The following is a 10,341-nucleotide window of genomic DNA, read 5'->3' as shown; positions in this document are numbered from 1 at the left end:
TTATTCATTCCAACCTCAACCGTTACCTTTTTACTCTTTTCCCCTACCGAATAATCCTTGTGATATAGCAGTACACAGGTCTCCACGTGCCCGGAGTGCTCGATTAGCGTGGTTAGAAGTGCACCCGTAAGTAACCGTCAATACTGTTACGCGGCCATGATGGAATTCCGCTTTAGCAAGCGATAGGAAAAGTGCCAAGGGATAAAACCCACCCTATCATCCCGCTGCTTACCCGGATGGGGAAACCCTACGGCGACCATAGCATGCAGCTGTCCACAAGGACAAGCACCGAAGTAGTGACTAAAGTTCCCTTAAAACTACACGGCGCAGGGATGAAACAACTTGTATGAGGATGAAAGCTAAACTGCTTGATAGGATAGCCAGAACGCGAGCCCAATATTGCACCCAAGCGAATCAATACATTAAACAAGCAATTGATTTTTCAGGCATTCCCATATTTCTTTATAAATTTATATACCGAATCGGCAAATGTTTTTTTCTGTTCTTTGAGATAGGTAATAAGCGCTTCTCTGTCTTGAAGCGGTACGTCCCAGTCCTCGGGAATTTCCCTAATCACTTCTTCGATTGACACTTCCGGCAAAGCCAAGATTTGTTCAATATATGAAGATACGATCGTTAAATCTTCCAGCATGCCCGCTGCCCAAATATGAACGATAGAATCTTTTTTAAATCCTTTACGCTTTTGCAGCGTTGCCTCATTCCATTTGTATCCTCCCGAAAAACATTTTCAGTGATCGATCATATGAATATTATATTTGCCTTCCGGCAGCCGTTCTAAAAGGATGTTGCTTTTTGTGCGGTCGGCGTTATGCACCCAATGGTCGAAGACGAAAATTCCGGCCAAAACCTGGTGATTTTTGATTTCATTTTTAGTTGGGTGAGGAGGTTTCTTAGAGAGGCCGATGCAATTATCTATAAAAAGGCTTGCAAACTGTTTGCCTGGTTTGTAATTGGAAGAAAACTTTTTCGGTATATACTGAATCTGCTCCTTTGACATATGCACAATTTCAAATGGTACTACAGGTAAAGAAAGTAGCTGCCCTAATCTGGCGATGACGAATTCGTTTACCAACTCCCTTGTTCCGTGGAAATTATTTTTACATTTTACCGCATAACGATTTCCATCAGTATATAAAAATAAATGTGCAGCTTTTCCAGACAGAGTCTCTAAATATTTTACCGGTTTTAAAGATGTCATGGCTCCAACATCCTCCATTACTAGATTGTTACTTTACTATATTCAAAAGAAGTGGAAGAGTACTGACAAAAAGGGATTTCTGGAATTTTCAGGCCTTATTCTTGTGGAAAGGGCCATCCTCCAAGGATGCCCCTCTTCACCACCTAGCTTTCTATTGATATAGGGGTTTTTAAAATATTATTTGCTGATCTGCTTAATGGTATGTTCCAACTTATCAATTGCCTGTTGCAGATGACATTTGGAAACTATTATATGTATAACAATATGGTCGTGAGGCACATTAATTGAGCCAGCCAGCGGCTAAGTAGCCGTTAACTAATACTTTTCAAACAGAAAGGATGTATTATTATGCTTAACGAAAAATTATTGGACGTACTTTCTCATCCCTCAGACGGAGCCGTCTCTATCGTGACCAACGGTGACGATGGCCCACATTTAGTGAATACTTGGAATAGCTATATAGTGGTCACACCAGATGACAAACTGTTAATTCCAGCTTATGGCTTCAACAAAACGGAAAGAAACCTTAGCGTACATAACGATGTTATTCTATCGATTGCCAGCAGGGAAATCGAAGGTTACAAAGCAAAAGGAACAGGTTTTATCGTGAAAGGAACTACCCGTTTTGTGAAATCAGGTGGGGATTTTGATCGTATGAAAGAAAGATTTTCATGGGTTCGTGCAGTATTAGAAATAACTGTGACATCTGCGAAACAAATGCTTTAAAAATATGCCTACAATATGTTCAGGTTTTGCATACGGGCTTTGTGCAAGCTTTTTCGCATTTCATCCTCTCTCTCCTTCTGAAATTTTAATAGAAAGAAATGTCTGGCAAAAGCTTTAAAGAACTCCGAATTTGATACACATTTGAAATCTGTAAAAATACTAGCGAAATCAATGGGTTGACTGTGGTAGAGGCTAAAGTGCTGCCATATTCCAGCACTCGTTCAGGGAAGTATTAAGAACTTTATGCTCTAAAATGCACGTCTTACATATTTACCATATTGTACCAAGTTGCCCAGCTTGTGCATATTATGTACTATCTCTTTGAAAAGGAGGAAATGCAAATGGCATTTGGTGGTATTGATCTAGATGATTGCAGACCCAAAAACCGTCTCGGAGAAGGAATCGCAATTGTAGTCGTGATCATTCTTCTGCTTATCGCAATGGGAATTGATTTTTTAATTTTACACTCTTATTAACTTCGCATTTTAATAAATCTAGTTAAAAAAGGAGGAAACAATATGTTCGGTCTTGGTGCAGTAGGTGCAGGAGCAGGGGTAGGGGTAGGGGTAGGGGTAGGTATCATTGCTATCGCTATCTTAATCTTAATAGCATTGGGTGTTATCTTTTAATAACGAATTTGTAAAAGGAAGCTATTAACAAAAGGAGGACAGATAAATATGTTTAGGCGATTTCCTTTTTTTCCGTTCTTCCCGTTTTTCCCTTTCTTCCCTTTCTTTATTGAGCCATTTGAAAGATTCGAGAGATTTGAGGGTAGACCCTTTATGTTCAAACGACGCCGTTTCTAATATAAAATAATGTCCTTGGCAAAGGAGGAAATGTAAATGACATGCAGTGGTCTTGGAGAAGGAATAGCAATTGTAGTTGTGATCATTCTTCTGCTTATCGCAATGGGAATAGTATTCTAATTTTGAAAGGAGGAAATAATTAATGTACGGTATGGGTTATGGTAGATGCTGTCCTCCCCCTGTCGCCCCTGTGGTTGGTACAAGGGTTGGCGTCGGAATTATTGCAATAGCTATTCTGATTCTTATCGCTTTAGGTGTAATCTTCTAAAAATACTATTATTAAAAGGCTATCATCTTAACGGTGGTAGCCTATTGATAGGTTAGTATTTTGTCTTTTAGATAATTCATAACCTAGTTTTCTTGTGTAGTTTGCGTTGGCGATGGCCAGATTTTGCAAAGTAGTTTTGTCCAATTTCGCCCTCTCTCCCTCTGATTAGCAGAAAGAAAGATCAGACCGGTAAAAGCTCCCCAATGAATAACAAAGAAAAAGAAACATGAACCGCAGCAGTGGGTCCATGTAACTGTTATCTGCCGATCATTGAGGTTTTACTAAGAGCAGTCCACCCAGATCCTTATATTTCATCTCCATTTCCAAATGATCGCCTACTACATGGGCGACCTCAATGCTTACGCCCAGCGAATCTTTTGTGAAATAGAACTTTGCTGTCTTTTGTTTAAAGCTTGTCAGAAGATCTTGGCTACTAAAACCATTCAATACTTCCGTAAGAGCTCCTGCCGCTTTCAGGTCCAAATCTGAACGGTAGGCTTTATATTTACCTGCCTTGATTTTTTCTAAAAAGCTGTCGTTGATCGTCACAACCTCACTAATTGAAAGCAGTTTTGGTAGCCATCAGACGCTGTAGATACGCCCAGGTAATTGGTCCTACAATTCCATCTGCAACAATGCCGTTGTCTTTTTGAAATTGGATTACTGCGAACGCTGTCTTCACTCCGTAAATCCCATCGGTCATCCCTGGTTTATATTTCAAGATACTTAAAGTCGACTGTAATTCAATGACATCGTCTCCTGTTGATCCTATCTGTAATATGTGCAACTCCATCACCTCTGTCACTTTTTGATACCGATATACTTTATGCTATTTTCAAAGGGTTAGTGTTTGAACAAGTTAGGAAGGTCAACCTCTCTAGCCCCGAATTTGTACAGTCTTTTGTTACAGGTTTTGGATTTTACTGAAAAATCAGTTCTCAAATTGCCCTAAAATTTAAAAAGACGGGCCTTAGCTTATGCTAAAACTGTCTTTGTCTCGCCAAAAACATTTAACTATTTTAATTTTTGTTAATAATTTAACATTCTTCTTTCTTGCCTCATGTTAAGATCACATAAGACGAGTTAGCTTGTTAAGATCTAATGACTCAAGGTATAACGTAGCTCAGAGAAGAGGTGACATTAATATGGAGGTACGCATAGTTGCCTGCGGCATATTCCAACTGGAGCTTGAGCGAGTTCTAGAGGAAATAAGAGCTGACTGGGAATCTGATGCTGAGTTTAAAGTTATCTATACAGCACCAGCTCTGCATGTAGACTATGATAAACTGAAAGATGGCATCACCGAGGCTTTAAATGATAATGCGACCGAAGAAAAGGTAGTCCTCTTTTTCGGCTCTATGTGCCATCCTGAGATGAGCGAGTTCACAGAAAAATGTAATGTTATCAGGTTGCAACCCAGGAATTGTATTGAATTGATTTTAGGTAAGGAGAGACAGGAGGAGCTAGAAAAATCGGATCAGATATTTTACATTACTCAAGGTTGGTTGCAGAACTGGAGGGAAATTTTCAGTCAGGGACAAGGCTGGGACGAAATTGACGCTAGGCAGAATTTTGGTTTCTACGATAAAATTTTGCTCCTAGACACCGGTGTTTCCGAGTTCAGTGATGAAGATATCTTGGATTTTTTCGAATATACACAGGTACCAATCGAAATTGAAAGTATTGATCTGGCAGTTTTTAAAAAGAGTGTGGTTGAAACGCTAGAGAAAGCATTAGCAAAGAAAGTCCCTACTTACATCGGTTAATTTACGTGGCATACTCAACAAAATATTTTAAGGAGTGAATTTAAATGGTTATAACTCAAGAAATTAAAGATGTAATATCAAAGGCTCCGTTTATTCCCATCACTACTGCTTCTGCCCATGGAGAACCTCACATGATCGTGGTGGGAAAAGTAGCAGAAATAAGAGAAGCTGACATACTAGGGTTTGGAATCTACAAGATGGAGGTCACTCAGCAGAACATCAAAGATAACGGAATGATGCAGGTTGTAATAGCAACGATGGAAGGTGGCCCCAAAGGCTTCAGGCTCACAGGCAAAGCATGCATAGAAGAGAAACTGGTTCTATTTAGGGCAGAAAAGGTAGAGGTGCTTCTGTAGAAACTTCTGAAATGCACAATAATCCCGCTTATGACAGGCGGGATTATTGTGCATTTCAAGTTTTATAGTAGTTTAGGACATTTTTCTGATACACTGTATTTATAGCAACCGTTGATACATGAGGAGGAAAAGTATGAAGCGTTGCATCATCTGTCTGCAACAATTGGACGTATTTCAGGGACTGGAACGAGAGCAACTTACTAACTTGTGTCAATGTACGCAAAGAAAGAGATTGCCCAGAGGACACTACCTTTTTCGTCAAGGAGAGTCAACAAGTACCATTTACCTTATAAAATCAGGTAAGCTGAAACTCGTACAAACTACCGTGGATGGCCATGAAACAATTCTGGATGTATGTGGCCCAGGTGAAGTCCTAGGTGAATTGTCCTTATGTCAAGAACAAAATGAGCATTCAAGCGCCATTGCCATGGAAGAGGTTTGCATATGCTGTTTCAGTAAACTCCGATTTGAGGCGTTAATCAAAGAAGACCCTTCGTTTGCCATAAGGATTATTGGCTACTTAGGGCAAAAACGATATGAAACCATGTTGAAATTAGGAAAAGAAACTGGACTACCTGTAAAAGAGAGATTGTTGCAACTTTTTTATCGTTTAGCAGAACAATATGGACAAAAAAGGCCAACGTCGACGTTGATAGATCTCAAAATCACCCAGCAGGAACTAGCTGATATGATTGGCTCTTCGCGTGTTATGGTCATTCAGGCACTTAAAGAGTTTAAAGCGGCTAATATAATTGACCGGGAAAAAAGATATTTCGTTTTGAAGAACGACCCTTGCATCAGTATTCATACGTTTGAATAATACCTCCCTCATCCCATATCCAGCCAAAGCGACTCCATGTCCTTCGGCAATATTACAGGCATTCGGTTGTGTATTGGCTCCATCAACTTAGTAGGCGTAGTCGTTATGATCACACATGAGTTTATGATTTGGCCTGTAGGTGCCAGCCAAGTATCCCACAGACCTGCGAAAGCAAATGGTCTACCGTCTACCGTTAAAATTCCTCAGTTACCAAATCAAAGCCTTCAAGCGTGGCCGTGTCATCAATTCGTATCATCAAATATCGTATACCATCCTTAGTGACTTGTTTAACATTTTTTAGATCTTGTGGGCCAATCGAAATCGACGCAGTGTTATTGTCAATCTTAATCGACTTTGTTGCATAATTAGGGGTAATACTCGATGCTTTAAACTCATAGTTTTCTCCACCCATAATTCCGAGAAACGAGGATCTTAACTTATCAGCGGTGTTAATTCCGCTATTTTCTAAAATTCTCTCCATATCTTTTAAACCTATCAAAGAAACCTCTCCACTTTCAGCCTCTACGTCAAGCCGACGACCAAGTTCCTCATAGATGCTCGAAACAACTTCAGGCTCGATTTCTGCTCCTACAATATCTCGAACAACTTCTAAAAAACGCTCTTTGTCAGCCTTGGCTGTCGATTTAAATTCACAATCGAGAATATTTTCTACAAACAATGGATTGGGCTTGTTTTCTTTTTGAGTATAATAAACAACCTTATCAGTCTCTGCTGCATCTTCACTAAACGAAGGAAACATAAAACCCTCAAAAGGAGCAGCTGTATTAATGATAGCTTTCACAGGTAGACTTGTGCAGAACTCTCTTTCAATGAAATCAAAATTAAGTGAGTTCTTCGGAACGATAATAGGGCAGATACTACATATAAAGAATTCCAAGGAATAGGCTACGTCATCATTTACTTGACCGTTATCTTTATTTCTAGCTGATCTATAAGCTTCTCCTCGAATGAAACTAATCATAAAATCATTCTCATATTTCTCGCAAGTTTCTTCCAGAATTTTATTTACGATAGTTTGTGTCGCTTCTTTAAAATTCTTTGTGCTCAAAATTTGGATCATTTGCTTTTGAGTTTTATTTTCGCCCAGTTTATTGTCTTTGAACTCTAGCTCGAAAATTTTCGAATCAATCTTACCCGTCAATACCTTTTTGAAGTTTTTTAAATATAATTCTTTTTTTAGCTCGTCCATCATATCAAAGTATATTTCTTCAGAACAGAGGATGTCCTTACTTTCTTGTTTGATAAAATAACTACAAATTTCTTGAATTTTTAATTTTGAGTTATTTGTTTTTAATTCTTTCCGAATGCTGGCGATATCTTCCTTATTCAAGCATCTATCTCCCTTTTATTATTCGTTAGGTAGAATTACTGACTCTTCAGCAAAAATCAATCAAAACAATGTCAGCTTTTGTTGATCAACAAAAGCTGATGACTGATAATTCGAGTAATATCTACAGATTCTAAGTTAAGTATATAATATTCGTCATTTTTTCATTATTTCCTCCCGGATAACAGAAGTAAACATAGGTAAATAAAAGATCATCAGAACGTCCAAAAAACGTTTGTTCGGCTGGTAGTATTGAAAAGATGATCTTATAGACTATGATTAAAATAATAGAAGCTACACATAAACATGGCCTTTCCGGATTCATACTCTTTATGGCATAATTGAACATTGTAACGTTTCTATATATAATAGCGATATCATCTTTACCTATTACCTTTGAAATTCATTCTCTTTAACTGACGGAGGTTCGATATTATGAAAGATAATCATGGATTTCCTGTTACTACCCTTCCTCATTTCGCACAAGATTTTATTAATCACCTGGCTGTTATCAATAAATCAAGAAATACTCAATATGCTTATACCAATGAACTTCGGTTGTTCTTTCAATTTTTCTGTGATTCCATGTCTACCTTCCCCTCTTCACCCGTAGGCATAAGTTTATTACTAATGGAAAATATCGGTCATCGTGATATAGAAGCTTATTTGAGCTGGGCCAGCATTGAGCGCAACAATGGAGTTCGAGCACTTGCTCGTAAACAAGCAGTCATAAAATCTCTATATCGATATCTACTCCGTGAGGATATGATTTCTAAAGATGTTACTATCAAGCTAGACCCGATTAATGTCAATCAAAAGCTTCCTAAAGCTCTTGAGCCTAATCAAATTGCTGACCTTACTGACGTTTTGCAGAATGGAACTGGTTTGTCGAGGGAGCAGCTCAAATATCATGCTTATACAGAAAAACGGAATTACGCAATATTCCTTACCTTTATTGGGACGGGATTGCGGTTATCTGAACTTTGTTATCTCAATCTCACAACAACCAATCTTAATAAAGGCTGCTTTGAAGTGATTCGTAAAGGAAATAAAGAAACAGTCGTATACTTTAATACTGAAATTTCTAAAGCTATAAACGATTATCTTCAAAATGAACGCCAACGCTATGCGCAGGGGAAATCAGAGGCATTATTTCTCTCTATGCAAGGAAAACGTATAAGTACGAGAGCAGTACAAAACCTCATAGCAAAATATATGGCAATTCTTAAAACTTTGGGACATAATACTGACGGTTTTAGTGCTCACAAAATGCGTTCAACGTTTGCCACATTACTACTTCGCGAAACCGATAATCTTGCAATTGTGCAAGACGCTTTAGGACATGCCGATCCTAGAACAACAAGAATTTATGCAAAGGTTCTTGATGAGCAACTAAAACGTTCAGCAGCATTAATAAAGTTTAGGTAGGATAATTATTGAGAATAAATGATTATTATAGAATCAGATATTTACAAACTTTGTCGCAATATTCCCGCTGAATGTCCTATCATGCTCTACAAACAAAATAGTGGGTTGGTATTCAAGCAATAGCTCTTCGATTTGTATACGGGAAAGTACATCAATATAGTTGAGTGGTTCATCCCAAATATATAGATGCGCTTGTTCGCATAGACTTTTGGCAATCAGCACTTTTTTCTTTTGGCCGCCACTAAACGTTGACATATCCTTTTCAAATTGAACTCTAGAAAAACCAAGTTTTCTTAGAATAGATTTAAAAAGGCTTTCAACAATCTCGTTGTTTGTAGCATAGTCAGTTAAATTGCCTTGGAGATACGATGTGTCCTGTGAAACATAGGATATTTTAAGCTGACTTCCTTTTCTGAAAGTGCCTGTATAGTTTATATTGACATCACAAATAAGTTTGATAATACTTGATTTTCCTGAGCCATTTTTACCTATAAGCGCAATTCGGTCACCTTGCTCGATCGTAAAGCCTATATCTTTGCAAATCATCGTTTCACCGTAAAAAATAGAAACATTTTCAAGTTCAGCAAGTCGGTTTTTATGATAAACCAGTTGAGAAATCTTCAGGCTGTCGTAGTCTTCGATATTTTTGAGAAGTTTAGACTTTTCATCAATTGCAGATTGCTGTCTGTTTTCGATTGACTTGGAACGTTTCATCATTTTAGAGGCCTTATGACCAACATAACCTTTATCTAATTTAGAACCGGAATTTTTAGTTCCATATTTTGATTTTTCCACGTCGTTAGACCAGCTACTCGTTCGTTTGGCAGAATCCGATAAACGATGAATGTCTTTTCTAAGCTTCTCATTTTCTGCACTCTCAAAGCTATCTTGCCTTTTTTTATTTTCCCACCAACAGGAAAAATCCCCTTTTTGGATTTCTATAGTTGTCTTATTGATTGAAAGAATATGATCAACGCAGTTATCCAGAAATGATCTGTCGTGAGATACCAGAATAAAACCACGTTTGGTATTGAGATAGTCACTGACAAGTTTTCTCGCAGCCATATCTAGGTGATTGGTTGGTTCATCAATCAATAAGAAACTATTTTCCTTAAGAAACAAAGTGGCAAGCAATACTTTCGTTTGTTCTCCGTGAGATAATGAATCAAAAGGACGATATAAAATATCCTCAGAAACTTCTAGCAATGAAAGTTCGCGCATCAGTTTCCAGTGGGTATAATCCGGAACAATGTCGCTGATTACATCAAGGGTATTATATTCCTTGTTTACGACCTTGAAAGGAAAATATTCAAAGCTGACAATTGCAGAAATATTACCCCTGTATTCATAGTTACCAAGCAACAAATTGAGAAATGTTGTCTTACCTCTACCGTTTCTCCCCGTAAATCCCAATTTCCAATCGGTATCTATTTGGAAACTCACGTTTTCAAATATGTTGTCATAACTACCATCATAGGCAAACATTAGGTTTGCAACATTTATTAGCGACATAATTTTGTCCTCCTGTGCAAAAAATATGAGCTGCAAGAAAGTTAATTCTTGCAGCTCGCAAATACACAACAAAGCCAAACCCATATAGGTAT

The 10,341-nt window shown here is 38.0% G+C and carries 14 protein-coding genes; 7 read left to right on the top strand and 7 right to left on the bottom strand.

Annotated features, from left to right (window positions below; all coding sequences use genetic code 11):
- Positions 1 to 442 precede the first annotated feature (442 nt).
- Together UF75_RS22480 and UF75_RS22475 are read right to left on the bottom strand one after the other, a co-directional pair.
- Complete coding sequence (locus UF75_RS22480; protein WP_045576774.1) at positions 443 to 652, bottom strand: hypothetical protein; 210 nt, start codon at positions 650 to 652, stop codon at positions 443 to 445.
- 96 nt (positions 653 to 748) lie between these two features.
- Positions 749 to 1,219 carry a HipA family kinase gene (locus UF75_RS22475; RefSeq protein ID WP_045576773.1) on the bottom strand — a complete coding sequence of 157 codons (471 nt, stop codon included), beginning with the start codon at positions 1,217 to 1,219 and terminating at the stop codon, positions 749 to 751.
- A gap of 348 nt (positions 1,220 to 1,567) precedes the next feature.
- Between UF75_RS22475 and UF75_RS22470 the strand changes: the two genes are divergently transcribed.
- The 3 genes from UF75_RS22470 (at position 1,568) to UF75_RS30905 (ending at position 3,019) form a co-directional block, all read left to right on the top strand.
- On the top strand, positions 1,568 to 1,945 hold the full coding sequence (locus UF75_RS22470; RefSeq protein ID WP_045576772.1) for a pyridoxamine 5'-phosphate oxidase family protein: 378 nt from the start codon (positions 1,568 to 1,570) through the stop codon (positions 1,943 to 1,945).
- Positions 1,946 to 2,286: 341 nt separating this feature from the next.
- Complete coding sequence (locus UF75_RS30910; protein ID WP_282433850.1) at positions 2,287 to 2,421, top strand: hypothetical protein; 135 nt, start codon at positions 2,287 to 2,289, stop codon at positions 2,419 to 2,421.
- Positions 2,422 to 2,893: 472 nt separating this feature from the next.
- Positions 2,894 to 3,019, top strand: coding sequence for a hypothetical protein (locus UF75_RS30905; RefSeq protein ID WP_282433849.1), 126 nt, complete (start codon positions 2,894 to 2,896; stop codon positions 3,017 to 3,019).
- 267 nt (positions 3,020 to 3,286) lie between these two features.
- Here the strand turns inward: UF75_RS30905 and UF75_RS22465 are convergent, their stop codons facing one another.
- Positions 3,287 to 3,568, bottom strand: a complete 282-nt coding sequence (locus UF75_RS22465) for a hypothetical protein (RefSeq protein WP_045576771.1) — start codon at positions 3,566 to 3,568, stop codon at positions 3,287 to 3,289.
- A gap of 7 nt (positions 3,569 to 3,575) precedes the next feature.
- On the bottom strand, positions 3,576 to 3,806 hold the full coding sequence (locus tag UF75_RS22460) for a peptidoglycan-binding domain-containing protein (protein ID WP_242860388.1): 231 nt from the start codon (positions 3,804 to 3,806) through the stop codon (positions 3,576 to 3,578).
- Between the two features lie 358 nt (positions 3,807 to 4,164).
- Here UF75_RS22460 and UF75_RS22455 point away from each other — a divergent pair, with 358 nt between their 5' ends.
- From UF75_RS22455 to UF75_RS22445, 3 genes are all read left to right on the top strand, one after another.
- On the top strand, positions 4,165 to 4,785 hold the full coding sequence (locus tag UF75_RS22455) for a DUF1638 domain-containing protein (protein WP_045576770.1): 621 nt from the start codon (positions 4,165 to 4,167) through the stop codon (positions 4,783 to 4,785).
- 44 nt (positions 4,786 to 4,829) lie between these two features.
- A complete protein-coding gene (locus UF75_RS22450; protein ID WP_045576769.1) occupies positions 4,830 to 5,141 on the top strand; it encodes a pyridoxamine 5'-phosphate oxidase family protein in 312 nt (103 codons plus the stop codon).
- Between the two features lie 133 nt (positions 5,142 to 5,274).
- Entirely contained in the window at positions 5,275 to 5,961 is a 687-nt protein-coding gene (locus tag UF75_RS22445; RefSeq protein WP_045576768.1) for a Crp/Fnr family transcriptional regulator, read from the top strand.
- Between the two features lie 8 nt (positions 5,962 to 5,969).
- Here UF75_RS22445 and UF75_RS27640 read toward each other — a convergent pair whose 3' ends face one another.
- Together UF75_RS27640 and UF75_RS22440 are read right to left on the bottom strand one after the other, a co-directional pair.
- Positions 5,970 to 6,161: an SOS response-associated peptidase family protein gene (locus tag UF75_RS27640; RefSeq protein ID WP_348983089.1), complete on the bottom strand. Its 192-nt coding sequence runs from the start codon at positions 6,159 to 6,161 to the stop codon at positions 5,970 to 5,972.
- Positions 6,155 to 7,312, bottom strand: a complete 1,158-nt coding sequence (locus tag UF75_RS22440) for a DUF4317 family protein (RefSeq protein WP_045576767.1) — start codon at positions 7,310 to 7,312, stop codon at positions 6,155 to 6,157. The genes UF75_RS27640 and UF75_RS22440 overlap by 7 nt, the downstream gene beginning before the upstream one ends.
- Before the next feature lie 432 nt (positions 7,313 to 7,744).
- On the opposite strand from UF75_RS22440, the gene UF75_RS22435 reads away from it, so the two are divergent.
- Complete coding sequence (locus UF75_RS22435) at positions 7,745 to 8,737, top strand: tyrosine-type recombinase/integrase (RefSeq protein ID WP_045576766.1); 993 nt, start codon at positions 7,745 to 7,747, stop codon at positions 8,735 to 8,737.
- A 33-nt stretch (positions 8,738 to 8,770) separates the two neighbouring features.
- On the opposite strand, the gene UF75_RS22430 is transcribed toward UF75_RS22435, so the two are convergent.
- Complete coding sequence (locus UF75_RS22430) at positions 8,771 to 10,249, bottom strand: Lsa family ABC-F type ribosomal protection protein (protein ID WP_045576765.1); 1,479 nt, start codon at positions 10,247 to 10,249, stop codon at positions 8,771 to 8,773.
- Positions 10,250 to 10,341 lie beyond the last annotated feature (92 nt).

It is taken from the genome of Desulfosporosinus sp. I2, from assembly GCF_000960765.1.
Classification (GTDB): Bacteria; Bacillota; Desulfitobacteriia; order Desulfitobacteriales; family Desulfitobacteriaceae; genus Desulfosporosinus.
This window is presented reverse-complemented; position numbering and strand designations above follow the sequence as displayed.

Coding starts and splice junctions, on each gene's coding strand:
- UF75_RS22470 (WP_045576772.1), top strand. CDS start 1,568: ATGCTTAACGAAAAATTATTGGACGTACTTTCTCATCCCTCAGACGGA.
- UF75_RS22430 (WP_045576765.1), bottom strand. CDS start 10,249: ATGTCGCTAATAAATGTTGCAAACCTAATGTTTGCCTATGATGGTAGT.
- UF75_RS22435 (WP_045576766.1), top strand. CDS start 7,745: ATGAAAGATAATCATGGATTTCCTGTTACTACCCTTCCTCATTTCGCA.
- UF75_RS22455 (WP_045576770.1), top strand. CDS start 4,165: ATGGAGGTACGCATAGTTGCCTGCGGCATATTCCAACTGGAGCTTGAG.
- UF75_RS22450 (WP_045576769.1), top strand. CDS start 4,830: ATGGTTATAACTCAAGAAATTAAAGATGTAATATCAAAGGCTCCGTTT.
- UF75_RS22445 (WP_045576768.1), top strand. CDS start 5,275: ATGAAGCGTTGCATCATCTGTCTGCAACAATTGGACGTATTTCAGGGA.
- UF75_RS22475 (WP_045576773.1), bottom strand. CDS start 1,219: ATGACATCTTTAAAACCGGTAAAATATTTAGAGACTCTGTCTGGAAAA.
- UF75_RS30905 (WP_282433849.1), top strand. CDS start 2,894: ATGTACGGTATGGGTTATGGTAGATGCTGTCCTCCCCCTGTCGCCCCT.
- UF75_RS30910 (WP_282433850.1), top strand. CDS start 2,287: ATGGCATTTGGTGGTATTGATCTAGATGATTGCAGACCCAAAAACCGT.
- UF75_RS22480 (WP_045576774.1), bottom strand. CDS start 652: ATGCTGGAAGATTTAACGATCGTATCTTCATATATTGAACAAATCTTG.